Raw genomic sequence first — 24,059 nt, 5'->3', positions numbered from 1 at the left:
ACTTTGCACCGGGCTCAAAGTATTTCTTATAATTGTTTTATAATCTCATCCATACTTCCGATATAAATCGGTTGCCACGTTTCCGTACCTCGCTCAGCTGTATAAACAGGGTAAGTATCTTCATCTACATTAACGAAAACAGGATCTCCCATATCCGTTTCATATCCGAAAACAATCCATCCTTCTTGCCATTTTCCGCTTTCATTGCTTATTAATGAATTTTTATGTTTATCATATCGGTAACCGATTTGCCCTTTTTCTAATTCACTTTCACTAAACACATATATTTCATAGGAACCTAACTCGATATCTTGCTGTTTTGAAGTTTCAATTCGTTTCAGAAGTTCTGCAATTTTTGGTTGTTGTTTCATACGTCTACCCCCTTCTTTTTTCTAAATTTTACCTAATCCATTTTTGAAATACAATATGGATTTTGAGAGGAAACGTTACAATCCTAGGAATTTCGCACAAAAAAATAGCCTCACATATGCGAGACTACTTTTTCTAACATCAATTAAAATTTAAATTCTTGTCCAACTTCAAAGCTATCTTCTAATACAAGAATACCTTTTTCTTCTGGAGCATCTGGAAGCTCTAACTCACGTGCAGAGCAAATCATTCCAGAAGAAGGAACACCGCGAAGTTCAGCTGGTTTAATTAACATACCACTTGGCATTACAGCACCGATTTTTGCAACAACAACTTTTTGTCCTGCGTCAACGTTTGGTGCACCACATACGATTTGTAATGTTTCTGTACCGATTTCTACTGTACAAATGTTTAATTTATCAGCATTTGGATGCTTCTCTTTTTCAGCTACATAGCCTACAACAAATTTCGGCGTGAAATCAGCTTCTACTTTTTCTTCAAAGCCATTCTTCGCTAAAATTCCGTTAATTTTTTCAACAAACTCTTTCGTTAATGTAACGTTTCCGTTGTCTGTTACTTCTACATAAGAAGACGCATTAAAGATGTTGAATCCTGCTGTTACGTTGCTTTCACGATCGTATACGCGAGCAACATCTCCTTTGCGGTCAAATGTACGGTTTTCTAAAGTAATATCTTGTAAGGTAACAATTAAAGTGTCACCAATTCCTTCAAGGTTGTAAAAAACGTTCACTTCGTTCATCCTTTCTCTTTTCCATCTGTCTTCTTCCGATTCTTCGCTAAAATAAAGATTGGTTCAAAATCCCCATCTTCATATACGAATGAAAGTGATGTAATCGGAACATGCCCTTCGGCAAAAAATTTCATTGTCATTTGTGCAATAATATCATAACCGATTTCGTTGACGATATCAGCAATAATTAATACATCTTGGTGAGGAACTGCAACAACCATATCACCAGAGATCTTTTCACGCATCGAATGTAGTAACGATTCGTTTAAAATACGACTCGCATCGTATCCATCATTTGTGTTTAAAAAGTAGAATGTATTACCTGCTACTGTCTCCTGCTTAAATTCATAGCCTAATGAGCGAGCATTAAATAATGCCATTTCACGTACTTGTTCCTCTGTAAGCTCTAATTTTTGCAATAAGCGCTCATTAATTAATCGATACGTTTTATTAGAATCTAGCGCATAGTAAATACGTGTTTCCGCCGTATGGTCCGTCATCATAAACGGATTTCCTTCTTCTGATTGTTTCGGGAAAGAAGTAGAGCGAATAACAGGTAAAATTTTCGCCGTGCTATTTTCTTCTTTATGCATTGCAATTAGCGCTTCTTGTACGTAATAAGCGACCTCTTCAATTGCTTTTTCTTTGTTCACTTCCCATTTTGCAACTACTCCTGGAAGTGATACGTTAATACCTTTTTTCGAGTCTGTTTGTTCAATACGAAGAACTTCTTTCTCGCTATCATAATGAAAGTCCCATTCTGGTCGAGATAATTTCTTCATTAACTCGTCTTTCATCTTTTTACTTGTCATTTTCATCTCTTTTTCCTCCCTTCCAAAAAAATAACCTCCCCCGCGAAGGTAGAGGTTGTTTTTACAATTCAATTGGCTAATTGTCTTATTTTAAACCTTCAATAAACTCTTCGATTTGCTCTTGTGTTTTACGATCTTTATTTACATAGCGTCCAGTTTCTTCACCTTTATTGTACGCTACAAAGCTTGGAATGCCAAATACGTCTACTTTCACGCATAAATCAATAAATTCATCACGATCTACATAGTAAAATGAGAAATCACTATACTTCTCTTCTACTTCTGGCATAAATGGATCAACGAAACGGCAATCTGGGCACCATTCTGCTGAGAACATGAAGACTACATTCTCTTCATTTTTTAATTCTTGGAATTGTTCCATGCTTTCTAATGATTTCATCTATATTTCCTCCTCTAACGAGTGCACTTTTTCACACTATAATCTTTTCTTTATACTACCATACATCGCGCATGGTGCAAGGTTTATGATTGCTTTTCATCATACTTATATTGCCCAACAAGTAACTTAACAACGTGTACAAATAATTCCGTTCGGTCGACATAATCATCTGTAAAAATACCGATAGCACCTTCGTGACTACGAATATCTTCTCGCTCTACAAACTCTTCCATCACTTCACTTAGCTCTTTTCCTTCTTCAAGCGGTGCTAAAAAATCGTCTGGTAACTTAATACGCGCCCCGCCCGCAACAAATGTTTTACCTTCAATCGTCGCTAAAGCACCCCAGTTACACATAAATAACCCATGCTCCGTTTTCATAACGCCGCCTTCTAGCCCAATGCCGATATGAGCTGCACCTTCCTGCAATGCTCTCTTCGCTCTATTTACTGCTCCTTGCATCGTCTCTTCATCTGAAAAAGGCTGATTTGCTACTCCTGATGGAACAGAAAGAGATGTAATTTCAGCATCTTCCCAAACCTTCTCCACAGCCCCAACCTTCGTCTTATTCTTCGATCCAACTACTACCTTCATTTCATTCACCTCTATATAAATTCATCATTCTATCCTAATACTAGCCTCGAACACCAAATCAGTCTTAATGACTGAGATTTATACCGTAGTGCGCCTGACCGCACACACGCATCTCTGTATCATCTCTCCCACCTAAAAAAAGAAAAGGTTTTCCAAAAACAGCCTTCCTCTCTCTTCCTATCCGCGGTCTTAATACATCGCTCGAACACCAACTAGGCACTGATCGCTCCCATTCATCGCTGGGTCATCTATTCAACCTAAAAAAAGAAGGGTTTTTCACCCTTCCTCTTTACGCGTTATTCTTAATTGTCTCTAACGTCGTTTTGTCCGTTGCTCTCACAAGCTTCGTAATTAATTCCTTCGCTGCCGCATAATCATCAACATGTAAAATAGAAGCATGTGTATGAATGTAGCGTGCACAAACACCAATTACTGCTGATGGGATACCAGAGTTACTTGTATGCACACGGCCCGCATCTGTACCACCTTGTGAAATAAAGTATTGGTACGGAATGTTATGTGTTTCTGCTGTATCTAAAATGAATTCGCGCATTCCTCTATGTGTTACCATTGTACGGTCATAAATACGAAGAAGAGCGCCTTTTCCTAATTGACCGAACTGCGTCTTATCACCAGATGCATCATTTGCTGGACTTGCATCAAGCGCATAGAAAATATCTGGTTGAATCATATTTGCAGCAGTTTGTGCTCCGCGAAGACCTACTTCTTCTTGTACAGTCGCACCAGAGTATAATGTGTTTGGTAATGTTTCATCTTTTAATTCTTTTAGCAATTCGATAGCAAGGCCACATCCATAGCGGTTGTCCCAAGCTTTCGCCATAATTTTCTTTTCATTTGCCATTGGCGTGAATGGGCAGATTGGAACGATTTGTTGCCCTGGCTTTATGCCAATTTCAATCGCATCTTCATAACTATCTGCACCTATATCAATTAACATATTTTTTATATCCATCGGTTTTGCACGTTGCGCATCACTTAATAAATGAGGAGGAATGGAACCAACAACCCCAATAACAGGACCATTCTTCGTCATAACTTGTACACGCTGAGCTAATAGTACTTGGCTCCACCAGCCACCTAACGTTTGAAAACGAAGCATCCCATTTTTCGTAATTTGCGTAACCATGAAACCTACTTCATCCATATGACCTGCTACAAGAACGCGCGGGCCAGTTTCGTCCCCTTTTTTCAGACCAAATACGCTACCTAAACCGTCTTGCACAATCTCATCAGCATATTTGCTTAATTCTTGCTTCATAAAACTGCGCACATCATGTTCAAAACCTGATGCACCTTGTAATTCTGTTAACGTACGAAATAATTGTAATGTCTCTTTATTCACGAAGTCCCCTTCTTTCAAACCTTAGTAGAATACCTCTTTTATTGTAACGAAATTTTCGAAATGTTTCTAGTTTCTTCTTTTTTAGTTGCATTTGCATTATAATTATTATTGGTACACTATTTTTATTTTACAGAATTGAGGTGAATATATGAGCTGGAAAGGTTTAGTCACAGGTCTTGGCGTTGGGTTCGCAGCTGGTTATTTCGTTGCAAACAAAGTACAAGAACAATCCCATATTTCTTCAGAAAAAGCATTAAAAATGGTGAAACAAGCATTAAGTCATAAAGGTGAAATTACTGGCTCTTGGGTACATATGGTTCCGGAGGCATTTGAAAAATATGATGTCGCGTACGAAGTTTATCGCGGCGGTCTTACAACGATGTTAGATGAAATACAAGAACGATTTGAATTTTTAGTTGATGCTAAAACAGGTACTGTTTTAGAGGTTATAGCAGCATAAAAAGAGGTTTCCCCTTAGGTGAACCTCTTTTTTTTTAGAATTACCAACAAAAGCTGATAATAACAGCAATACATAATAAGTGGAGATTGTTCCAATAAATATTTTTGGACACCTTCCTCTTATTAATATTAAGCTTCTATATTTGTTTTTCTCTCTATCTTCTCCACTATATGCCCTTCCTCATTCCACTTTACTGCACGGTAATATGCATCATGATAAAAAGTAAACCACGCCTCTTTTTCAGTACCATACTTCATCCACTTTTGTTTATGTTCAATCGATGTCATTGGATAGTCATCGTATGCCATTACCCATAATACATTTTGATGTGCATGCGTCGGTAAAATATCCGCTAAATGAAGCATCGTTTCACCCTGACTTTCAAGGACGACAACGGCATGTCCATCGCTATGACCACCCGTATGCACCATCTTTATTTCATCCGTAATTTCTATTTCTTTCCTGAACGTAACAATCTTATCAACGATTGGCTCCCAATTTTCCTTCCAATATGTATTACGCGATCTAACATTCGGATTTTTCATTTCATTCCATTCAGTCTCACTTACATAAATCGTTGCGTTCGGAAACGCCGGAACAAGGTGATTTCCCTCCCATTTTGTTAAACCAGATGCATGGTCAAAATGAAGATGCGTCATTAAGACATAATGAATATCTTCATTATGCAGTCCCAATTTTTCTAAAGATTCCTTAACTGATGATTCTTCTGTTACACCTTGATTCCGCTTCATTTTCTCATTCAATTTACCATTCCCTATCCCTGAATCAATAAGCATGTTTCCTTCTTTCGTTTGTAAGAGTAACGGATCTGTTCGTAAATAAATATGATTTGTATCATTATGTTTATATTTTCGTGACCAAAGTACTTTTGGCACAACTCCAAACATCGCGCCTCCATCTAAATGTGTATTCCCACCTTTTAGCCACGTCACTTTTATATTTCCAATTTGTAACTGTTCCATATCCCATCCCCCTTTTCCATTTAATTTTAACATAATATTCCGATTATTTTTTCGTATAAAAAACCTATGCATTACTGCATAGGTTCCGTACGATATTTTGCTTCAACTCGATAAATACGATGACCTTTACTAGAAAATTTCTCTTCGTATTCTGTCATAATGTTTCCTTCATAATCACTATTATGAAGATCTAGGCTAAGGTAAGTTAATAACATACCATACTCAGCCATACTCATAATAGAATATTCAAATAAACCTTGGTTATCAGTTTTGAAATGAATTTCTCCGCCATCTACTAACACTTCTTCATAATTGCGTAAAAATGTTTTATACGTTAAACGACGCTTCGTATGACGATTCTTCGGCCATGGATCTGAGAAGTTTAAATAAACGCGGTCAATTTCACCTTTCGCAAAGAAAACTGTTAAATCTTCAGCATCTTTATTAATTAACTTTAAGTTCGGTACTTCTTCTTCAATTAATTTATCAAGTGCATCTACAACAACACTTGTGAATTTTTCAATTCCAATATAGTTAATATGCGGATTTGCTTTTGCCATATCATACATAAAGCGGCCACGTCCTGTACCTACTTCAATATGAATTGGCTGTTCATTTCCAAATATTTCTTTCCAGTTACCAGCGCTCTCCTCTGGGTTTCCAATTACGATATGTGAATACTCATTAATTCGATCCATTGCATAAGGCTTATGTCTTAAACGCATAGATGTCTCCCTCTCTTTACAAAACTATTTTAAAGGAAAAATTCCTTCTTTCTGTTTTAATCAATCTATCAAACAAAAAACCAAGTACGTACGAGCACTCGGTCCGTTTCTTTCAAGTATAAGATGTACCATTTTGATAAAAACTACATAAAGCATTAAACATTCCATGACGAAACAGCTTTTTCTCTTACATTTCTAGGGAGAGAAAAACACTCGAAAGGATGATCCGTTCATGCCAATTAATCAACAGCATCAATTAGAAGTGTTAAAAGATATTTTAATCAACCATCAAAGTGATTGCTGCGGGACAGTTTCTGAATGCGAGCAATTAGAGCGACTCATTCAATCGTTACTCGCAAACGATAGTATAAGTAGTGACACTAAAGTAATGCTAAACGATGTATATTCTTATAGTCAATCGGGTAAATCTTCCTCTAATTTGGACAACCATATTTCCAATAATCAAGAACAACTTACTCAGTGGATTGCTGGAATGGACAATTTTTCTTAAGTATTATTCTGAAGCAAGTAGTTGCTGTAAATATTGATGCCAATATTTAGCTTCTGCTTGCTGCTTTTTTGTTGTGTGCCATTGCATAGATAAAATCGTTTGTGCTATCACATACCATCTCATACGCCTAAGCAATGATTCATCTAGTTCAATCTCATAATATCCGAGCCACTCACTCCATTCATGGCGCGGAACATACCAATATAATAACATACCAAGATCTAAAGCTGGGTCAGCAATAACAGCCCCATCCCAATCAATTAAAAACAATTCATCTTCGTCCGACAATATCCAATTGTTATGGTTTACATCACAATGGCATACAACGAATTCATTGTACTCAATATCTTTTAATGACTCCGTTAAATATTGAAGACCTTGCTGAATTGTTTCATCAACTCTTATATCTCCTCTTAAAACGAGCTGTAATTGTTGTAATAACTCTTGCGCATGAAGCGGCTGCTTTCCTAGCCTTTGAATCATCTGCACAAGCGCTTTAGAGGAGTGTATTTTCTTCAAAAGTTTCGCAACACGTTCTAGTTTCATATCCTCTGGCTCTAACTTCTGTCCCGGAAGCCATTTTTGAGCAGAAATTACATCACCGTTCGTTACCCTTCTTGTCCAAAGTAATTTTGGAACAATTCCTTCTGCTGACAATACCGCTAAAAAGGGCGATGTATTCCGCTTTAAAAATAACTTTTGTTGTCCGTTTTGCGCAATATATGCATCGCCCGTTACTCCACCAGCCGGTATAAGACTCCACTCTTTTCCTAATAATTGTTCCAACCATTCCATATTCATTACCCGTTAACAAATCCTTATCTTTTATAGTTATGAAAAGAAAAACCGCAACATTTCTACACATGTTGTGGATTCATATATTTTACTGTATTTGAATGAAAAAACTTGGCATAAGCCGAAAACAGGATAAATCACCTGTTCTTCTAGTTTATTTTACAAAATCAATCATAGAATGACAACTTATGAAAATCGTCACCTTTGTCAATTCTACATTTATTACATTCTCATCGTCAAGTAGCGATTTGTCACATTATCGTCAATATATACGTGCTAATTGGAGCCAATTGAAGTTCCTTTCCTCTAAATGAAGAAATTGGCTCTATTTTCGCTTGCTTTTCGTTTACTAACACATGCCACGTTTCTTCTTTTGGAAGCTGCACCGTTTTAGCTTCTAAACCGCTATTAAATAAAACTACAATCTCTTTCCACGGTCCAAATAATTCTACATGCTCTAGGTGGTATGCCAGTACTTCTGTAGATGTTTGCAAAAAAGTCATATGCGTTTTTATAAGGTCTGCATTTTGTAATCGGAATGCCCCGTGCCCTTTGCGAATCGCAATTAACCCTTTTATATAGTTAACGGTCTCCATCTCTTTCTCTTTTTGATCCCAATCTAATTGATTAATTTCATCATTTGCATTATAACTATTTTCATTCCCTTGCTTCGTACGATAAAATTCTTGCCCCGCATGTAAGAAAGGAATCCCTTGTGAAAGAATAACCATTGCAGTTGCTAAACGATGACGCCTTTTCAAAATTTCTTCTGATTCTGGATTACTTTGCACTAGTTTATCCCACATCGTCATATTGTCATGACATTCTACATAGTTGATGCTTTGCATTGGCTCTAGGAACAATCCTGTTTCTTTCATACTTAAAAGGCTACCAGCTACTATATACTGCAAATGATTACAATCTACATGCCCACCAAATGCAAAGCCACGTTTATTAATATTAAAAGTACTTCCTTTTATTCCATCACGAAATTGATCATTAAACTGTGCGATACATGGCATTTTATTCGCATTATTTAACGTTGCTTTCTCTTCAAGAGGAATCGGTGTTTGTAAATCCCATCCTTCACCTAATAACAGCGCATCCTGCTTTATTTTTCGTACTTCTTTTTCTAATTCATTCATCGTTTCAACATCTAAAATTCCCATTAAATCAAATCGGAATCCATCAACATTGTATTCAGTAAGCCAATATAAAACAGATTCTATAATAAATTTCCTCATCATTTTCCGTTCAGATGCTATATCATTTCCAACTCCCGTCCCATTAGAAGGCATACCGTCTTCCCCATGACGAAAATAATATCCCGGGACAAGCTTCTCAAATGATGATAATTCTCTTTCATAAACATGATTATATACAACATCTATAATCACCCTGATGCCGTGATCATGAAATGTTTCAATTAGTTGTTTACACTCTACTATCCTGTTATATGGATCAGAAAGGTTTGTAACATAAAATCCTGTTGGTATATTGTAATATAACGGATTGTAGCCCCAATTATATGCGGAAGCAGGATTCACTTCATCTATACCACCAAAACAATGTAAAGGTAATAGTTCAACATGTGTAACGCCTAAATCTTTTATATGAGACAATCCTGTTAATGTCCCATTTCGCCCTACTGTCTCCTCTTCCATTAGCCCTTTATATGTTCCTTTCTTATTCACCCCACTGTTTGGGTGAATAGTAGCGTCACGAATATGCAGTTCATACAATATGGCATCTGTCATTGACTGTAATGGTGATAATTCTACTCGTTTTGTCACATTCGTTTTTTCCAAATCGATAACGACGCCGTATTTTCCATTTATCGTCGCAGACTTTGCATAAGGGTCAACCGCTTCGTTCCATATTAAATTAATACAAACAAGGAATGTATATCGTGCTCCATCATGATCACCTTGTAATGTATGAATCCACACTCCGTTTTCTTCTCTGTACATTTCATAATCAATATATTCTTTATCACTTTTATAAATCCGTACTTTCGCAAGCCTTGCAGTCGGAGCCCATACTTTAAATATTGTTTCTTCTTTTTTATACACAGCACCTAAGTCGGTACCTTCGTAATAATATTTTTCATCGAAAACTACTGTTCGAATCACAGCGCCTATTTGTAAATCTGTTTCTTCATTCCGTTCATCCCGTACTGTATAATACTTCCCCACATCTATCGGCTCTTCTATAAAACATTCATACTTCGTTGCATCTGGAAGAGCAATAGTATGAACAATCGGTAACTCTTTCACATTGCTTCCTTCTTGTAAACGAAATGTCCGGCTTGTTCCATACGCATGCGGGAGCAAAATTGTAATTTTATTCATTTCATCTAAATAGGCATCAAATGGACGTTTTACTTTCAACATAAAAAATCACCATCATTCTCAAAATTAAAATAAAGTGAAACTTTAATCAGTGTGAACGCTTTACTCCCACTGATTATTAGTTGAACCAATCGGGCCTTTATGGGCAGTAGAGGGGTGAAACGAGCTGCAAGTGATAAGGGTTTTCTTATCAGCGAAGCTCTATACAGTAACACATTATTCCCTATAGTATATTCACCTGTATAAAAAACGTTTTCATACATTCTATTTTTGTAGTTTTATTTCAGTAATCGATTTATACTTCGGCGTTTCCTTAACGTGAGATTCATACAAAGTAATCGTATCTGCTTGAAATGATGTTACAGGTAACTCTTTTACATTTGTCAGATCAAACACTTTTTCTCCTACCCATTTACGCGCAACAGTAATATGTGGATGATAAGGACGTGTATCTAGAGAGAAGCCATTTTCTTCACAAATTGTATGCACTTGCTTTTGTAAAGTAAACAAATCTTGATTATCACTTATCCCCGCCCAAAATATACGCGGCTGGTCCACCTGTCCGAATGTAGAAAGTCCTTGTAACGTGAACGATAATTCCGTTTTTTCTGTAAGTGTTTGTAATCCATTCTTTATTCCTTCTAACTGTGCCTCTGTCGCACTTCCTAAAAATGAAAGGGTAATATGATAGTCTTCTTCATGTACCCACGAGCGAAATGGTAATTCATCCTTCATTTCCTCTTTATAATTAGAAAGAATTTCTTTTATATGACGTGGTAAAGTTACTGCGACAAAATAATGCGGCACCATCTACATCGTCTCCTTTATGTTATTGTTGCTTTTCTTCCTTATCTCATTCAGCTAAAAAGAATCCGCCCTCTAAAGTAGAGAGCGGTCATTATTTACATATCTTTTATTTTGCTAATTCATGAATTGCCTGAGCATAAATCGCTGTCGCTTTTAATAAATCTTCAATTTCAATGTACTCATCTTTTTGATGCGCAAGTTCTTCTTTTCCAGGGAATAGCGGGCCAAATGCAACGCCAGCTTTCAATGAACGAGCATAAGTACCACCGCCAATTGCTAACAATTCAGCTTTTTCACCAGTTTGTTCTTCATATACACGTTGCAAAGTACGAATTAACGTATGATCTTTGTCAACGTGATGCGGGCGAGAGTTAGAATAATCCGCTACTTCAAATCCATGAGTACCAACATATTCTTTTAACTTTGCAATCGTTTTTTCAAAGTTAGTTGTAACTGGATAGCGTACATTTAATCCTAAATTACCACCGTTTTCTTGCGAGTAAGACAGGCGACCAACATTCACTGTTAACGGCCCGCTAATATCGTCTTTATAAGAAATACCAGCTTTTTCTCCAATAATATCACCTGTAAATGTTTCTGTTACAAACGAGGTAAATGAAGCCCCTTTTCCATCAAGAGAAACTTTCGTTAAGAAGTTTACCAATAATAAACCTGCATTTTCTCCCTTTTCCGGAGTAGATCCGTGAGCTGAAATCCCTTTGATTTGCAACGTCACCGTCTTTCCTTCTACAATTGCTTTACCTATTTTTTTAGCAGTTTGTAAATACTCTTCATATGCTACTGTAAGTGTATTTACATCTTCTCCTGTAATAACTGCTTCTGCAAAATCAGGAACCATATTTAAACGACGACCTGACTCAAATGAAATAAGCTTAAATGTGCCTTCTTTCTCTTCGCCACCACTTTGCACAACTTGTATGTCAGAAATTCCTTTTTCCGCATTAATAATAGGAAAATCTGCATCCGGCGCAAAACCGATTGTTGGCATTTCTTCATTTTTAAAATAATGATCTACACACTTCCAATTACTTTCCTCATCTGTTCCTAAAATCATACGAACACGTTTTGAAAGAGGTAAGCCCAATTCTTTAACGATTTTCATCGCATAGTAAGCTGCCATCGTCGGCCCTTTATCATCAATTGCACCGCGTGCAAAAATCTTCCCGTCGCGAATATCCGCACTATACGCAGGAGTTGTCCAGCCATCTCCTTCTGGTACAACATCAACGTGACAAAGAATACCTACTAATTCTTCTCCCTGTCCCATTTCAAGATGACCTGCATATCCTTCTAAATTTTTAGAACAGAAACCTTCTGCTTCTCCTTTATGTAACATGAAAGATAAGGCTTTTTCTACACCTTCACCAAATGGTGCGCCCTCTTTCGCAGATTCTTCTTCCCATACACTTTTAATTTGTAAAAATTTTTGTGTATCACGAATTAAATCATCTTTTCGTTTTGTAACTTCTTCTGTCCAATTAATCGTCGACATCACGCATCCATCCTTCACTATATTGTCTCTTTCATCATAGCAAACGAAAATCTCTTATGCCATACATGAAAACCTAATAACGGACAATTGTAATATTTCAGATATTTCTTATTAGTTTTTCTTTTATTTTTTTAAAAAAATTTGCAGGAATTTGGCGTTTTACGTAGAAATTTATGAGTTAGTTGACTGACCAGACATACAATGTCAACTACCAATATTTTTCTATATGAATATTTGTTAAACTTTTGTAAAATTTAAGTAGATTAAAGCATGAATTTTATCATGTAGAGTACAATGGTAGTAACGACCTTCTTTCCTGAATGGGGTCAAAAAAACTAGTAGAGGAGTGGTTTTCTCTTGAAACCTACAACTACTCGTATGCTAACACGCATTAAATCAATTTATATGTACATCAATGAAAACGGTACGGTAACAACGAAAGACCTTGTAGATGAGTTCGGAATCACACCGCGAACGATACAACGTGATCTAAATGTGTTGCAGTTTAATGAACTCGTGTATAGCCCTTGCCGCGGCAAGTGGACAACGACAGGAAAGAAAGTGAGAATGACCTCATAACAAAAAAATAATTGTATGTAAATAAATACATACCCCTTTCTAACTCATTAGAAAGGGGTCTTTTCTATGCTCTGAAATTGGCGTTACTTTTCGTTATCTACTTGATACGTCTTTAACATTTCTACTTCTTCATCTGTTAATTCACGATATTGCCCAAGTTCTAACTCTTCATCTAACATTAAAGGTCCCATCTCTGTTCTCTTTAAATAAACTACTTTTTTCCCTACCGCTTCAAACATACGCTTCACTTGATGGAATTTTCCTTCTGTAATAACGAGTTCAATCTCAGAAATATCATCACTTTTTAAAATTGTAAGTTCGCCTGGCTTCGTTTCATAGCCATCTTCTAAGATAACACCTTTTGAAAACTCTTTTACATCCTCTTCCGTTACAACGCCTGAAATGTGCGCATAATATTTTTTCGGCACATGCTTTTTCGGAGATAATAGTTGATGCGTTAACTTACCATCATTTGTGATTAATAAGAAACCTTCTGTATCAATATCGAGCCTTCCAACAGGGAATGGATCGAAAATCGCATCTTCTAATTCTAATAAATCTATTACTGTTTCGTGGTTATCATCTTCTGTCGCTGAAATAACACCTTGTGGTTTATGCATCATTAAATAAACAAACTCTTTATATTCAACAACTTCACCGTGAATCATAACTTCTTGCTCTTCTATATTCACATGAAACTTCGCATCTTTCACTGGCGTTCCATCAATCTTCACAACGCCGTCTTTCAGTAATTTCTTTACTTCTTTTCTACTTCCGTGTCCCATATTCGCTAATAATTTATCTAATCTCATGTTCTTCACCTTCTTTATTTATCATAGAAAAGGGGACGTATTTACGCCCCTTTTGATTTCAACTTTATTTTGAATCTACTACCAAGTTTACGCTGGATTTTCTCTAAAGCTTCTCCGCCAAATACTCTTTCTAGTACTCCCGTGCGAATCGCTAACAATCCGTAAACAAGACCACCAATACCTGCACAAATCGCAACTGTAATAAGAGCACCAATACGGCCATCAGGCGAAATCATGAAGGATAGAAGCCATTGTGATAGTTTTACAGCAATAACCATTACAAGTGTTAAGACTGCAATTTGGAATGTTCTCTTATATACAACACCAAATGAATAGTGTGCGTGTTTTTTGATTTGTCTATTCGTATACCATACGGAAGCTAAGAAACCGACTGCAGTAGCCAAAATCGCCCCAACTGTACCGAAATAACGAATAAAGATTACGTTACATGCAAATTTCAAAATAACACCCATCACAAGCGCAATAACCGCATGTTTCTGCTGGTTAATCCCTTGCAGAATTGCTGCTGTTACTGTGAATAAAGCGAATAACAATGCAACTGGCGCATACCACATTAATACTTGTCCACCTAGTGGGTCTGAATCGTAGAAAGCAGTGTAAATCGGATATGCAAGTGTAGAAATACCGACAACTGCTGGCAATGTTAAAAACATATTCGCCTGGAATGTTTGTGTAATTTGTAATTTCAAATAACGGTATTGCTTTTCAGTAAACGATTTTGTAATCGCTGGCACGAGCGTTAAACTAAACGCTGTTGCAAGTGATACTGGAATCATAATTAATTTATGCGTCCACATCGTGAAAATACCGAGTGCTCGCTCTGCGATATCTCCTTGACCAATCGCCTGCATAATAGAGTTAAATGTCAATGTATCAATTTGTTGATATAAAGGAATTGTTAATCCAATTACAACGTAAGGGATTGCATATGCAAACAACTCTTTAAACAATTGAGCGGTACTTACCGTCGACTCTGGTACAGTTTGCTCAATTAAATATTGATCCAAATATTTTTTACGTTTTAACCAGTACCAAATTAATACGCCAAGTGCTCCAACTGCTGAAACGAACGCAGCGAATGTCGCAACCCCAACTGCCGTTGCTACTGTACCGCCAAGTACTTTAATAACGATGAAACTACCCGCTAATAAAAAGACGATACGAATAATTTGCTCAATAATTTGTGAAACCGTAGTCGGTCCCATCGATTGGTGGCCTTGGAAATAACCACGAATCAAACTTGCTGCCGGCACAACAATAAGCGCAAAACTTACGAGGCGAATAATCGTCGTAACTTCTTCTATCTTATTTTGTAAACTTTGTTTACCAAGCATTGCTTCTGCAAATAATGGTGCGGTCATGTACAGTACTAAGAAGGAAAGAACTCCTGTCACTATCATCATAACCATTCCCGAGCGGAACATTCTCCGGCTCGTTTTATAATCTCCAAGTGCATTATATTTGGAAACAAACTTAGAAACAGCAAGCGGCACTCCTGCCGTTGCGATACTTAAAAATATCGTATATGGAATGTATCCATATGTATAGAGCGTTCCGCCTTCTGTGCCTACTAATGCATGAAACGGAAAAACGTAAATCATGCCTAAGAACTTTACTAAAAATGTCCCTAACGTCACAATAAGCGTTCCGCGCAGAAATTTTGAATCGGACATACGAAAATCCTCCTACATCTACATAAAGTGAAACTATAATTAGTGGGGGTTTTGTTCATCCCCCACTGATTATTAGTTGAACCAATCGGGCTTTTACGGGCAGTTTATCTCCCAACTAACTTCTTTGCTCTAGCCGAATTTTGAGGTGGGAGTTTTACTGCCCGTTAATGCGGGATAAAGTGAAACTATAATTAGTGGGAGACTCCCCTCCTACTAATTATTCGAGCATTTACAGGCCGCTTTAACTCCCTCTTTACTTCTCATAAATCTTAAGATAGTAGTCTTATTGCCCATAAATAGCAGGATAATGCTGAACTCTAACTTTTGTATTGTACCACAATTCTCCTCTTAAGCAGTACTTCACTCTATTTTTCTTTTAAGGGAAAACATGCTATTCTTTTAGGCAGGAAATGTAGAAAATGAGGTCGATATATTATGCATTATGATGTTATTGTCATCGGCGGCGGTCCTTCAGGGCTAATGGCTGCAATCGGTGCTGCTGAAGAAGGCGCAAGCGTCTTACTTCTTGATAAAGGAAATAAACTAGGACGTAAACTTGCGATTTCTGGTGGTGGTCGTTGTAACGTAACGAACCGTCTACCACTTGATGAAATCGTTAAACATATACCTGGAAATGGTCGCTTCTTATACAGTGCTTTTTCTATTTTCAGTAATGAAGATATTATTACATTCTTCGAAAATCTCGGTGTAAAACTGAAAGAAGAGGATCATGGCCGCATGTTCCCAGTATCAAATAAAGCGCAATCTGTTGTAGATGCACTGTTAACACGATTAAAAGACTTAGGTGTGAAAATACGTACGAATACGCCTGTCGAAACGATTGAGTATGAGAACGGTCAAACGAAGGCTGTTATTCTGCAAACAGGTGAAGTGTTAGAAACGAATCACGTCGTTATCGCCGTTGGCGGAAAATCTGTTCCTCAAACTGGTTCTACTGGAGACGGATACGCTTGGGCTGAAAAAGCTGGGCATACAATTACAGAACTTTTCCCAACAGAAGTACCAATTCTTTCAAACGAACCGTTTATTCGTGACCGCACATTACAAGGTCTTGCTTTACGAGATGTAAACTTAAGTGTATTAAACCCGAAAGGAAAAGTTATCATTTCTCATAAAATGGACATGCTCTTCACTCACTTCGGCCTATCTGGTCCTGCTGCTCTTCGCTGTAGCCAATTCGTCGTGAAAGCACTGAAAAAGTTTAAAACGAATACAGTACAAATGAGCATCGATGCATTGCCAGAAGAAAATAGTGAACAACTGTTCCAACGCATGCTGAAACAAATGAAAGAAGATCCGAAAAAAGGAATTAAAAATGTTTTAAAAGGTTATGTACCTGAGCGTTACTTCCTATTCTTATTAGAAAAAAATGAAATTGATGGCAGCGAACAAGCTGGACAAGTTTCTCACGAGAAGATTCGTGCACTTGTGAAAGACTTTAAAGAATTTACTGTGAATGTAAATGGTACGCAGTCAATCGAAAAAGCATTCGTGACTGGCGGAGGTGTATCCGTTAAAGAAATTAATCCGAAAGAAATGTCTTCTAAATTCACGAACGGCGTATATTTCTGCGGAGAAGTTCTTGATATTCACGGTTATACTGGTGGCTACAATATTACATCTGCTCTCGTTACTGGTCGAATTGCCGGAACTACAGCTGGAGAAAACGCGAAAATGCAATATTAAAAAAAGAAACAGGGCTTCCTGTTTCTTTTTTTAATATTTTGAAATAGCAAAGCAATACACGAAATTATATCGGCGATACTTTAAATATATCGACCGTTTCTTCAAAAATATCCCTTCCTCCTAACTTCCCATTGCTTTTTTGTTGCTTTATATACCTTAGTACCTTTATATTTTATATTGTTGAATATTCGAAAAAGGGTAAGGGGAAAACAAATGAGAAAAAAAGTCATGATGTCTTTAATGCTAATGACGTTTCTTTCTGCGGTAGAAGGAACGATTGTTAGTACAGCGATCCCTCGTATAACGAGTGATTTGTCAGGCGTCGAACTTGTTAGTTGGGTATATGCAATCTATATGCTTGCAACAGCTGTTTCGACTCCAATATACGGAAAGCTAGCTGATTTATTCGGCCGTAAAAAAGTTCTGCTCATCGGAGCAACAATCTTCTTAATCGGTTCTACACTTTGCGGAGTCGTTACATCAATGGAACAATTAATCTTCTTCCGTGCTCTTCAAGGTATAGGGGCTGGTGCTGTTATGCCGATCACAATGACGATTATTGGAGACCTATATAGCGAAGCGAAAGACCGCGCGAAAGCACAAGGCTGGATGAGTGCAGTTTGGGGTGTATCTGGTGTTATTGGGCCGTTAGTAGGTGGATTTTTAGTTGATTCTCTTTCTTGGCGCTATATTTTCTTCTTAAACGTTCCTTTTGGAATTATCGCTTGCTTAATGTTTGCCACTTCTTATAAGGAATCTGTTAAGTCCGCCGCTAAGCAACATATCGACTATCTTGGTGCGACAGTTTTCTCATTAAGTACAATTGCTTTACTATACGCATTATTAACAGGTAGCAGTAAGCAAAACTGGGGAGACATTTCAATTATCGGCCTATTAATCTTTGCCGCTGTTTCATTCATTATTTTCTTATACATCGAGAAAAAGTCTCCGGAACCATTAATTCCGCTAGCACTTTTCTCTAACCGTACATTATCTACAATAAACATACTAACACTTATTGCTGGCGCAATGATTATTAGTATTACAGTGTATCTTCCAATTTGGAGCCAAGGTGTTTTAGGAAAAAATGCGACAGAGGCTGGACTCATTTTAATGCCGATTCCTGTTATGTGGACATTCGGTGCGATGTTCTCCGGTAACTTAGTTGGCAAGTTACAAACGAAACAAATTATTTTACTTGGAGCTAGCATTTTATCAGTTGCTACTTTCTTATTATTTACATTATCAACAGATTCACCATCATTCCTTATTTATGTTGCAGTCGGATTATTCGGCTTAGGAATGGGGCTTGTTACACCAATTTACATGGTAACAATTCAAGCAGCTGTACCGGCGAATACGCGCGGAACTGCAGTCGGATTAAATACCTTTATTAATACTTTCAGTCAAACACTAGGTGCTGCAATCTTCGGAACGATCTTCAATACGATGATTCATGCACGTGGCATTAAAAACCTTGATCTTGTATCTGGCGGACACGGCGGAACTACAGCAAACGTGGTAACTGAATCGCAATCCGCATTAGCATCAAGTGTACACGTCATTTATATGAGTACTTTCGTATTAGCGGTATTCACATTAATTATCGCTTGGATCCTATTAAAGCCAGCTAAACAAACAAGTGAACAATAAAAAGAGGATGACCATTTTGGTCATCCTTTTTGCATAAAATCTACTCTTCATTCTCCACAATATGTTTAAGCACGGACAATTTATTATCCCAAAATCGTTCATAGTACGAGAGCCACTGCTGTAATTCCTCTAATGGTTCTGGATGCAAACGATATATCTTCTCTCTTCCGCTCTTTCTTCCACTCACTAAATTCGCTTCTGAAAGAATATGAAGGTGCTTTACAACTGCAGTACGGCTCATCGGAAAATGATCCGTTATTTTTGAAATGGGTAACTCTTTATCACTTAATAACCGTAACACTTCTCGGCGGGTTGGATCAGCAATTGCTTGAAACACATCATATTTCGCTGCTGATGAGGACATTTAACCTTCGACAACCTTTTTCAGTTTTTCATTTACAATCGCTACCCAGCCGCCATTCATTCTATCGCGAATAATAGAGCTCTTCGCATTCGCTTTCGGAAGGATTTCATCAGGATGTTTCCAGCCGCCGTGAATTAACGTAAATTCTGTTTTACTATCTCCTAAGTCTTTCAAATTAAATGAAACAATCCAGCCATCTGTATCCCATGAGAAAGATAAATGATTTGGCTCATCAATCTCTAACACTTTACATGGTGATGGCCCAAAAGGTGATTGCACATGAAACTCATGTCCTACCTCTAATTCGAAATCATTTGGCATAAACCATGACGAAATTCCTTCTGCAGTTGATACTACATTCCATACTTTTTGAATAGGCGCGTTAAAAACGATTGTTTGTTTAATATCATTTAATGTATTTTGTTGTTCCATTTTATATCTCCTTTATTCGGCATTAAAATATAACACCTTTTAGTTTTACATTAACAATATAACACCTTTTGGTTTTATGTCAAGAAAGACTCTTTTTCACTGTTGAGAAATTCTCAACATTTTTTCAACAGGACAAACACCCTCTCACCATTCCTTCATAATATACTCACAAAGGCAATGAAAAATAGAAAATTCCCTCAATATGAAACTCTATCACTCCTATTGAGAGAAGCGCCTAACTTATCTCATCTGTACTTCGTCTCTCCTCCTTCCCTCGGGGACAATACGCGAGATATGTAAAAATCAGAAGGAGTACGCCCGCCATTTGGGTAGGTAGTTATTTCTCTTCTCCTCAACATTTCCTTAGGAGCGAAATGACTACCTCCCCACTTTTTTAAACAAAAATAAAAAGGAGATGAAAGCTATGTTCTATTGCATTAATTGTTCTGAAATTCACCATAAAAAACACCCGAATGATAAAGTTTTCAAAAACGGTTTTTATATTGATCCATTTTTAGGTGATCGTTATCACCTCGGTATGTGCACTGATGCTCAGGAGCACGAAGCAGAAAAAGTTCTTTTAACGGAAAAGAAAATCGGCGCAACACAATCTATTATGAGTATTTTACCGACACATGTTGTCCCAACGTAAAGCATAAAAAAGAGCTGGCTCCCCAGCTCTTTTTTATGCTTTATAAACAATCATCGCTGAAAAACAATAAATTTGATTTTCATCATCGTTAATTGAAACACCAACTTGATACTTTATATCTACAAAATTTCCATCATCAATTTTTTTCAAAAATACATTTACAGCGTCTTCTAAGTCTTTTTCATGACTTTCATCAAACACTTTCACACGAATCATGTTAACACCATCCTAGATCGCAGCCCTCCGCCGCTTGTTTATTGCCACGGTGCGTATCTATGATGCGATAAAACTTTCCATCTTCATATATATATCCGTCTTCTAACACATATTGTTTATCTTCAGTATAGACATAAAACTTACCTATCATAAACTTACTCGTATATAATTCCAAATAATCTTGCCTAAATTTAGCTACAACTTTATTTGTAATATCAATTCTAATTGTGCGCCCCACCTTCTCTCCCTCCCTTGCAAAGAACGGATTTAGGTATATTGTATTAGCGATTTTATATTTTATGCTTAAAAATAAGTGGATATGCCCTCTTTCTGCGCCTGTACTATTTTTCTAAAAAAATTCCCCCTATTTATTCAACTTATAAGAGCAAAAAAACAAACAAAAAAACGACTTTTATATATTGACTACAGCATATCAGATGTGATATCATATAAAATTTGACATTTTTATCCTAGTGTGTTATCATTAAAAGTAGTTACCACATACGGAGGTGGATGATTTGTTTCAAATTGGTGATAAAATCGTTTATCCAATGCACGGTGCAGGAATCATCGAAGCAATTGAAGAGAAAGAAATATTAGGCACTACGCGTCAATATTGTGTTATACGCATCATTAGTAAAGATATGCAAGTAATGCTTCCGATGAATCAATTACAAAAATCAGGTATACGTTATATCGTCGATAAAGGTACGTTAGATGGTATACTTCTTGAATTTCATCATGGGGAATCAGACCCCTCACTCTCTTGGAAACAAAGATATACAATGAATATGGAAAAAATGAAGAACGGCAATCTTCAAGATAGTGCAGAAGTTGTTCGTGATTTACTTCGTCGCAATAAAGAAAGAGCATTAAATGCGAGCGAAAAACAAATGCTAGATAATGCGCGTAAAATGGTTATTAGTGAAGTTGCGCTCGTACAGAATGTTTCAGAACATCAAGCAACAGAATTTCTTCAAGATACAATCAATCATTAATTTTAAAAATAGCCGACCGCTATTTTTTTTTGCGTAAAAAAGGCCAAAGAGTTAAATCTCTTTAGCCTTTCATATTACCCACGCCCCGCTTGAAACGATGGGTATAAAGTCATTCCACCATCTGCAAATAACGTAATTCCAGTTACGTAACTTGCCTCTGCTGAAGCAAGCCACGTTGCTACTGCTGCGATTTCTTCAGATTTTCCAATGTACCCCATTGGAATCATACTTTCTACGTCGTCACGTTTTTTCGGGTCAGCAAATTTTTCAGCATTAATTGGCGTATTAATTGCACCAGGACCAATATTATTTACTCGAATACCTTTTGGTGCATATTCTAACGCTAACGTTTCTGTCATAAGCTTAATCCCTCCCTTACTAGCCGCATAATGCACAAATAATGGCCACGGGATTTTCTCATGAACACTAGACATATTAATAACCGAACCTTTAATATCGTGTTCCACAAAATATTTAATCGCTTCACGACTTCCTAAAAAAGCACCTGTTAAATTTGTATGAATTACTTTATTCCAATCCTCTAACGGCATTTCATGCGACGGTACCGCGTTTTCTATCCCTGCATTATTAATCATAACGTCGAGCGTACCAAACTCTTTCACAGCAGATTGAATGAGATTCACAACATCTGCCTCGACCGTCACATCACCTTTTACAGCAATCGCTTCTCCACCTACCTTTTTTATTTCTTCTAATACATCGTTCGCTTCTGACTCTCTTGAGCGATAATTAATAACAACTTTCGCCTTCTCTTTAGCAAATCTTACTCCCATGGCTCTTCCAAGACCAGTTGCTGATCCTGTAATAACGACGACTTTCCCTTCTAAATCACTATACATTTTAATACCTCCTTAACTTTTCGCAATCCCCAGCATAATTCCAGCTGCAATGATAAAAACGATACCAATAACAATCCCAATTAATTGACGCTTCGTTTTCCTTTCACCTAATATAAAAATCCCGCCAAGCGTCGAAATAATAATTCCCATTTGTGAAAGGGAAAAGCTTGTTGCGACCCCCACTCTTGGCTGCGAAATGAATAAAAACATATTTCCAGCTGCCCAAATCAATCCTGGAAGAATATTTCGAATCGCATATTTATTGAATGGATGATGTTTAAATGTGAGTAAAATCCCGCCTAATACCATACCGACCGCTTGTGGTAATAAAGCCGACCAACCGTTCACGTTAAATAACCGGATAACTACTACGTAAACTAAATAACCGACTGTTGAAATTAATAAAATAATAATTCCTTTTTTAAAATTTCCTGCTTGCTCTGCATTTTTCTCTTCTTTACTTTGAAGCGATGTTAAAATAACCCCGATAATAATACAAACGAGCGCCAAAACTCCAAGAACGACCGATATCGTCGTTGACCATTCATGAAACACGATAACCCCAAATAATGTTGTCGCGACTAATTGAAGCCCTGTTGAAATCGGCATCGTTCTAGAAACACCCATTAAATCAATACTTTTTAATTGATTCGCTTGACCAAGTGCCCAAAATAAGCCAGATACAATTCCAACTCCAATAACGGTCGGAGTTAATACCGGCTTCATAAAAATATAAACGACAATTGAGAAGATAAGTGCACCGAACGTTGTACCGAGCGTTTGACTATACGGTCCCCCGCCCAGTTTCACGTTAAATAGCACAATACTCCCCCAAAATATAGCTGGTAAAATCGCTAAAAGTATATCCATCGCTCATTACCTTTCTCTACAAAATGTCATAGATTACCGCTCTAAATCATTAGAGTGAGCTTTTATTTTTTCGTTTTTCCGTGCACAAATCTTTTCTACAATAGCGCCAGAAACATTCTTTTCTCGCTCCACTTTCTTTATCTTTACGTGATCTAAATTATCTTCCAATGTAAGTGTAACTTTATCATTCGGCGGATTATGTGCACCTTGAAACGTAAGAAATTGTAGCATAATTTCAAATCTAGGAACGAACTCATCCTTCTTACCGAGACGCTTTATATTTATAACAGATTCACATTCATGTTGATCTTCTGTCACTTGCCTTATAACCGAGTAATATCGATTCAGTAACGCACTTTCTAAAAGCTGTTCCGTCGATTCTTTTGCCAAAGAATTGCTTGGAGAAAAGAAAAAAACAGAACATATCATTGCAATCATTACACATATCTTTTTCATAACTTCCTCCTTTTCCTATAAGATAGTGTTCTCCAAAATGCCATAAAAAAACGACTTTCCCTATTTAGGAAAGTCGTTTTTCATAGCATAAATCCAATATTAACCACCACTCACTGGTGGTATTAGTGCAACTACATCACCAGAGTGTATCGTGTCATCTTCATTTGCGTACTCTTCATTAATCGCAACCATAATTGGCGCTGACACTGGTACATTATATTCTTTCGCAACAATATCTTTTAACTCTGCAACAGTAATATTTTCTTTCTCTATTTGTAATTCACTCGTTCCTGCTTCTTCTTGCAAGTTAGCAAATAACAATACTCGAATCAT

At 37.0% G+C, this 24,059-nt stretch carries 29 protein-coding genes; 7 read left to right on the top strand and 22 right to left on the bottom strand.

The features are described 5' to 3' along the window. Nucleotides 1–26: 26 nt before the first annotated feature. The 6 genes from JFT89_RS24805 to JFT89_RS24780 all read right to left on the bottom strand — a co-directional run bounded on the left by JFT89_RS24805 (nucleotide 27) and on the right by JFT89_RS24780 (nucleotide 4,288). Nucleotides 27–371, bottom strand: coding sequence for a hypothetical protein (locus JFT89_RS24805; RefSeq protein WP_002067719.1), 345 nt, complete (start codon nucleotides 369–371; stop codon nucleotides 27–29). 143 nt (nucleotides 372–514) lie between these two features. Then, on the bottom strand, nucleotides 515–1,129 hold the full coding sequence (gene ytpR, locus JFT89_RS24800; RefSeq protein ID WP_002089041.1) for a YtpR family tRNA-binding protein: 615 nt from the start codon (nucleotides 1,127–1,129) through the stop codon (nucleotides 515–517). Continuing rightward, the gene (locus tag JFT89_RS24795) at nucleotides 1,126–1,938 is read right to left on the bottom strand and encodes a DUF1444 domain-containing protein (RefSeq protein WP_201040852.1); all 813 of its coding nucleotides are present in this window, start codon (nucleotides 1,936–1,938) and stop codon (nucleotides 1,126–1,128) included. The genes ytpR and JFT89_RS24795 overlap by 4 nt, the downstream gene beginning before the upstream one ends. A gap of 79 nt (nucleotides 1,939–2,017) precedes the next feature. Then, nucleotides 2,018–2,332 carry a thioredoxin family protein gene (locus tag JFT89_RS24790; RefSeq protein WP_002015619.1) on the bottom strand — a complete coding sequence of 105 codons (315 nt, stop codon included), beginning with the start codon at nucleotides 2,330–2,332 and terminating at the stop codon, nucleotides 2,018–2,020. A gap of 83 nt (nucleotides 2,333–2,415) precedes the next feature. Then, nucleotides 2,416–2,925 carry a DUF84 family protein gene (locus JFT89_RS24785; RefSeq protein ID WP_201040850.1) on the bottom strand — a complete coding sequence of 170 codons (510 nt, stop codon included), beginning with the start codon at nucleotides 2,923–2,925 and terminating at the stop codon, nucleotides 2,416–2,418. Nucleotides 2,926–3,214: 289 nt separating this feature from the next. Next, nucleotides 3,215–4,288, bottom strand: coding sequence for a M42 family metallopeptidase (locus JFT89_RS24780; RefSeq protein ID WP_002089046.1), 1,074 nt, complete (start codon nucleotides 4,286–4,288; stop codon nucleotides 3,215–3,217). A 148-nt stretch (nucleotides 4,289–4,436) separates the two neighbouring features. Here JFT89_RS24780 and JFT89_RS24775 point away from each other — a divergent pair, with 148 nt between their 5' ends. Further along, the gene (locus JFT89_RS24775; protein WP_002015622.1) at nucleotides 4,437–4,748 is read left to right on the top strand and encodes a PepSY domain-containing protein; all 312 of its coding nucleotides are present in this window, start codon (nucleotides 4,437–4,439) and stop codon (nucleotides 4,746–4,748) included. Nucleotides 4,749–4,876: 128 nt separating this feature from the next. Here JFT89_RS24775 and JFT89_RS24770 read toward each other — a convergent pair whose 3' ends face one another. Both JFT89_RS24770 and trmB read right to left on the bottom strand, forming a co-directional pair. Next, entirely contained in the window at nucleotides 4,877–5,731 is an 855-nt protein-coding gene (locus JFT89_RS24770) for a YtnP family quorum-quenching lactonase (RefSeq protein WP_087944566.1), read from the bottom strand. Nucleotides 5,732–5,802: 71 nt separating this feature from the next. After that, nucleotides 5,803–6,456 (bottom strand): tRNA (guanosine(46)-N7)-methyltransferase TrmB, encoded by a 654-nt coding sequence (gene trmB, locus JFT89_RS24765; RefSeq protein ID WP_002015624.1) that lies wholly within the window; start codon nucleotides 6,454–6,456, stop codon nucleotides 5,803–5,805. 232 nt (nucleotides 6,457–6,688) lie between these two features. On the opposite strand from trmB, the gene JFT89_RS24760 reads away from it, so the two are divergent. Beyond that, a complete protein-coding gene (locus tag JFT89_RS24760) occupies nucleotides 6,689–6,967 on the top strand; it encodes a YtzH-like family protein (RefSeq protein WP_002015625.1) in 279 nt (92 codons plus the stop codon). A gap of 3 nt (nucleotides 6,968–6,970) precedes the next feature. Here JFT89_RS24760 and JFT89_RS24755 read toward each other — a convergent pair whose 3' ends face one another. The 4 genes from JFT89_RS24755 to pepV all read right to left on the bottom strand — a co-directional run bounded on the left by JFT89_RS24755 (nucleotide 6,971) and on the right by pepV (nucleotide 12,433). Next, nucleotides 6,971–7,768 (bottom strand): phosphotransferase family protein, encoded by a 798-nt coding sequence (locus tag JFT89_RS24755; RefSeq protein ID WP_002034382.1) that lies wholly within the window; start codon nucleotides 7,766–7,768, stop codon nucleotides 6,971–6,973. A 245-nt stretch (nucleotides 7,769–8,013) separates the two neighbouring features. Then, entirely contained in the window at nucleotides 8,014–10,155 is a 2,142-nt protein-coding gene (pulA, locus tag JFT89_RS24750; RefSeq protein ID WP_016095974.1) for a type I pullulanase, read from the bottom strand. Nucleotides 10,156–10,377: 222 nt separating this feature from the next. Continuing rightward, entirely contained in the window at nucleotides 10,378–10,923 is a 546-nt protein-coding gene (gene thpR, locus JFT89_RS24745; RefSeq protein ID WP_201040846.1) for an RNA 2',3'-cyclic phosphodiesterase, read from the bottom strand. A gap of 103 nt (nucleotides 10,924–11,026) precedes the next feature. Beyond that, on the bottom strand, nucleotides 11,027–12,433 hold the full coding sequence (gene pepV, locus JFT89_RS24740; protein ID WP_201040844.1) for a dipeptidase PepV: 1,407 nt from the start codon (nucleotides 12,431–12,433) through the stop codon (nucleotides 11,027–11,029). 357 nt (nucleotides 12,434–12,790) lie between these two features. On the opposite strand from pepV, the gene JFT89_RS24735 reads away from it, so the two are divergent. Further along, nucleotides 12,791–13,012 (top strand): DeoR family transcriptional regulator, encoded by a 222-nt coding sequence (locus tag JFT89_RS24735; protein ID WP_000805512.1) that lies wholly within the window; start codon nucleotides 12,791–12,793, stop codon nucleotides 13,010–13,012. A gap of 83 nt (nucleotides 13,013–13,095) precedes the next feature. Here JFT89_RS24735 and JFT89_RS24730 read toward each other — a convergent pair whose 3' ends face one another. Both JFT89_RS24730 and JFT89_RS24725 read right to left on the bottom strand, forming a co-directional pair. Further along, the gene (locus tag JFT89_RS24730; protein WP_201040837.1) at nucleotides 13,096–13,824 is read right to left on the bottom strand and encodes a pseudouridine synthase; all 729 of its coding nucleotides are present in this window, start codon (nucleotides 13,822–13,824) and stop codon (nucleotides 13,096–13,098) included. Between the two features lie 41 nt (nucleotides 13,825–13,865). Further along, nucleotides 13,866–15,518 (bottom strand): putative polysaccharide biosynthesis protein, encoded by a 1,653-nt coding sequence (locus tag JFT89_RS24725; RefSeq protein ID WP_002089053.1) that lies wholly within the window; start codon nucleotides 15,516–15,518, stop codon nucleotides 13,866–13,868. Nucleotides 15,519–15,953: 435 nt separating this feature from the next. Here JFT89_RS24725 and JFT89_RS24720 point away from each other — a divergent pair, with 435 nt between their 5' ends. Together JFT89_RS24720 and JFT89_RS24715 are read left to right on the top strand one after the other, a co-directional pair. After that, nucleotides 15,954–17,225: a BaiN/RdsA family NAD(P)/FAD-dependent oxidoreductase gene (locus tag JFT89_RS24720; RefSeq protein WP_002067700.1), complete on the top strand. Its 1,272-nt coding sequence runs from the start codon at nucleotides 15,954–15,956 to the stop codon at nucleotides 17,223–17,225. A 213-nt stretch (nucleotides 17,226–17,438) separates the two neighbouring features. After that, on the top strand, nucleotides 17,439–18,878 hold the full coding sequence (locus JFT89_RS24715) for an MDR family MFS transporter (RefSeq protein ID WP_016095972.1): 1,440 nt from the start codon (nucleotides 17,439–17,441) through the stop codon (nucleotides 18,876–18,878). Nucleotides 18,879–18,918: 40 nt separating this feature from the next. On the opposite strand, the gene JFT89_RS24710 is transcribed toward JFT89_RS24715, so the two are convergent. Further along, nucleotides 18,919–19,242: an ArsR/SmtB family transcription factor gene (locus tag JFT89_RS24710; RefSeq protein ID WP_002015665.1), complete on the bottom strand. Its 324-nt coding sequence runs from the start codon at nucleotides 19,240–19,242 to the stop codon at nucleotides 18,919–18,921. Next, complete coding sequence (locus tag JFT89_RS24705; RefSeq protein WP_002067696.1) at nucleotides 19,243–19,674, bottom strand: SRPBCC family protein; 432 nt, start codon at nucleotides 19,672–19,674, stop codon at nucleotides 19,243–19,245. Nucleotides 19,675–20,098: 424 nt separating this feature from the next. Between JFT89_RS24705 and JFT89_RS24700 the strand changes: the two genes are divergently transcribed. Further along, on the top strand, nucleotides 20,099–20,326 hold the full coding sequence (locus JFT89_RS24700; RefSeq protein WP_016095971.1) for a DUF3973 domain-containing protein: 228 nt from the start codon (nucleotides 20,099–20,101) through the stop codon (nucleotides 20,324–20,326). Between the two features lie 33 nt (nucleotides 20,327–20,359). On the opposite strand, the gene JFT89_RS24695 is transcribed toward JFT89_RS24700, so the two are convergent. Both JFT89_RS24695 and JFT89_RS24690 read right to left on the bottom strand, forming a co-directional pair. Next, nucleotides 20,360–20,542, bottom strand: a complete 183-nt coding sequence (locus tag JFT89_RS24695) for a sporulation protein Cse60 (protein WP_000621746.1) — start codon at nucleotides 20,540–20,542, stop codon at nucleotides 20,360–20,362. A gap of 1 nt (nucleotide 20,543) precedes the next feature. Beyond that, nucleotides 20,544–20,780 (bottom strand): DUF2553 family protein, encoded by a 237-nt coding sequence (locus JFT89_RS24690; RefSeq protein ID WP_002089059.1) that lies wholly within the window; start codon nucleotides 20,778–20,780, stop codon nucleotides 20,544–20,546. A 280-nt stretch (nucleotides 20,781–21,060) separates the two neighbouring features. Between JFT89_RS24690 and JFT89_RS24685 the strand changes: the two genes are divergently transcribed. Further along, nucleotides 21,061–21,540 (top strand): CarD family transcriptional regulator, encoded by a 480-nt coding sequence (locus JFT89_RS24685; protein ID WP_002089061.1) that lies wholly within the window; start codon nucleotides 21,061–21,063, stop codon nucleotides 21,538–21,540. Nucleotides 21,541–21,614: 74 nt separating this feature from the next. Here JFT89_RS24685 and JFT89_RS24680 read toward each other — a convergent pair whose 3' ends face one another. The 4 genes from JFT89_RS24680 to moaD form a co-directional block, all read right to left on the bottom strand. Further along, the gene (locus JFT89_RS24680; protein ID WP_002067691.1) at nucleotides 21,615–22,400 is read right to left on the bottom strand and encodes a glucose 1-dehydrogenase; all 786 of its coding nucleotides are present in this window, start codon (nucleotides 22,398–22,400) and stop codon (nucleotides 21,615–21,617) included. 12 nt (nucleotides 22,401–22,412) lie between these two features. Beyond that, a complete protein-coding gene (gene glcU / locus JFT89_RS24675; protein ID WP_002015656.1) occupies nucleotides 22,413–23,270 on the bottom strand; it encodes a glucose uptake protein GlcU in 858 nt (285 codons plus the stop codon). Between the two features lie 33 nt (nucleotides 23,271–23,303). Beyond that, nucleotides 23,304–23,726: a DUF3888 domain-containing protein gene (locus JFT89_RS24670; protein ID WP_033707236.1), complete on the bottom strand. Its 423-nt coding sequence runs from the start codon at nucleotides 23,724–23,726 to the stop codon at nucleotides 23,304–23,306. 99 nt (nucleotides 23,727–23,825) lie between these two features. After that, complete coding sequence (gene moaD / locus JFT89_RS24665; protein ID WP_002067685.1) at nucleotides 23,826–24,059, bottom strand: molybdopterin converting factor subunit 1; 234 nt, start codon at nucleotides 24,057–24,059, stop codon at nucleotides 23,826–23,828.

The sequence above is a fragment of the Bacillus sp. TH25 genome, from assembly GCF_016650935.1.
In the GTDB taxonomy this organism is placed as follows: domain Bacteria; phylum Bacillota; class Bacilli; order Bacillales; family Bacillaceae_G; genus Bacillus_A; species Bacillus_A mycoides.
Note: the sequence above shows the minus strand (reverse complement) of the source record. Positions and strands in the feature narration are given on the sequence as shown.

What these genes read in the sequence shown, in the direction of transcription:
- thpR (WP_201040846.1), bottom strand. Translation starts at nt 10,923, where the DNA reads ATGGTGCCGCATTATTTTGTCGCAGTAACTTTACCACGTCATATAAAA.
- JFT89_RS24670 (WP_033707236.1), bottom strand. Translation starts at nt 23,726, where the DNA reads ATGAAAAAGATATGTGTAATGATTGCAATGATATGTTCTGTTTTTTTC.
- JFT89_RS24710 (WP_002015665.1), bottom strand. Translation starts at nt 19,242, where the DNA reads ATGTCCTCATCAGCAGCGAAATATGATGTGTTTCAAGCAATTGCTGAT.
- JFT89_RS24785 (WP_201040850.1), bottom strand. Translation starts at nt 2,925, where the DNA reads ATGAAGGTAGTAGTTGGATCGAAGAATAAGACGAAGGTTGGGGCTGTG.
- JFT89_RS24755 (WP_002034382.1), bottom strand. Translation starts at nt 7,768, where the DNA reads ATGAATATGGAATGGTTGGAACAATTATTAGGAAAAGAGTGGAGTCTT.
- glcU (WP_002015656.1), bottom strand. Translation starts at nt 23,270, where the DNA reads ATGGATATACTTTTAGCGATTTTACCAGCTATATTTTGGGGGAGTATT.
- JFT89_RS24700 (WP_016095971.1), top strand. Translation starts at nt 20,099, where the DNA reads ATGTTCTATTGCATTAATTGTTCTGAAATTCACCATAAAAAACACCCG.
- moaD (WP_002067685.1), bottom strand. Translation starts at nt 24,059, where the DNA reads ATGATTCGAGTATTGTTATTTGCTAACTTGCAAGAAGAAGCAGGAACG.
- JFT89_RS24775 (WP_002015622.1), top strand. Translation starts at nt 4,437, where the DNA reads ATGAGCTGGAAAGGTTTAGTCACAGGTCTTGGCGTTGGGTTCGCAGCT.
- pulA (WP_016095974.1), bottom strand. Translation starts at nt 10,155, where the DNA reads ATGTTGAAAGTAAAACGTCCATTTGATGCCTATTTAGATGAAATGAAT.
- JFT89_RS24695 (WP_000621746.1), bottom strand. Translation starts at nt 20,542, where the DNA reads ATGATTCGTGTGAAAGTGTTTGATGAAAGTCATGAAAAAGACTTAGAA.
- JFT89_RS24760 (WP_002015625.1), top strand. Translation starts at nt 6,689, where the DNA reads ATGCCAATTAATCAACAGCATCAATTAGAAGTGTTAAAAGATATTTTA.
- pepV (WP_201040844.1), bottom strand. Translation starts at nt 12,433, where the DNA reads ATGTCGACGATTAATTGGACAGAAGAAGTTACAAAACGAAAAGATGAT.
- JFT89_RS24730 (WP_201040837.1), bottom strand. Translation starts at nt 13,824, where the DNA reads ATGAGATTAGATAAATTATTAGCGAATATGGGACACGGAAGTAGAAAA.
- JFT89_RS24680 (WP_002067691.1), bottom strand. Translation starts at nt 22,400, where the DNA reads ATGTATAGTGATTTAGAAGGGAAAGTCGTCGTTATTACAGGATCAGCA.
- ytpR (WP_002089041.1), bottom strand. Translation starts at nt 1,129, where the DNA reads ATGAACGAAGTGAACGTTTTTTACAACCTTGAAGGAATTGGTGACACT.
- JFT89_RS24770 (WP_087944566.1), bottom strand. Translation starts at nt 5,731, where the DNA reads ATGGAACAGTTACAAATTGGAAATATAAAAGTGACGTGGCTAAAAGGT.
- JFT89_RS24715 (WP_016095972.1), top strand. Translation starts at nt 17,439, where the DNA reads ATGAGAAAAAAAGTCATGATGTCTTTAATGCTAATGACGTTTCTTTCT.
- JFT89_RS24720 (WP_002067700.1), top strand. Translation starts at nt 15,954, where the DNA reads ATGCATTATGATGTTATTGTCATCGGCGGCGGTCCTTCAGGGCTAATG.
- JFT89_RS24725 (WP_002089053.1), bottom strand. Translation starts at nt 15,518, where the DNA reads ATGTCCGATTCAAAATTTCTGCGCGGAACGCTTATTGTGACGTTAGGG.
- JFT89_RS24790 (WP_002015619.1), bottom strand. Translation starts at nt 2,332, where the DNA reads ATGAAATCATTAGAAAGCATGGAACAATTCCAAGAATTAAAAAATGAA.
- JFT89_RS24705 (WP_002067696.1), bottom strand. Translation starts at nt 19,674, where the DNA reads ATGGAACAACAAAATACATTAAATGATATTAAACAAACAATCGTTTTT.
- JFT89_RS24795 (WP_201040852.1), bottom strand. Translation starts at nt 1,938, where the DNA reads ATGAAAATGACAAGTAAAAAGATGAAAGACGAGTTAATGAAGAAATTA.
- trmB (WP_002015624.1), bottom strand. Translation starts at nt 6,456, where the DNA reads ATGCGTTTAAGACATAAGCCTTATGCAATGGATCGAATTAATGAGTAT.
- JFT89_RS24805 (WP_002067719.1), bottom strand. Translation starts at nt 371, where the DNA reads ATGAAACAACAACCAAAAATTGCAGAACTTCTGAAACGAATTGAAACT.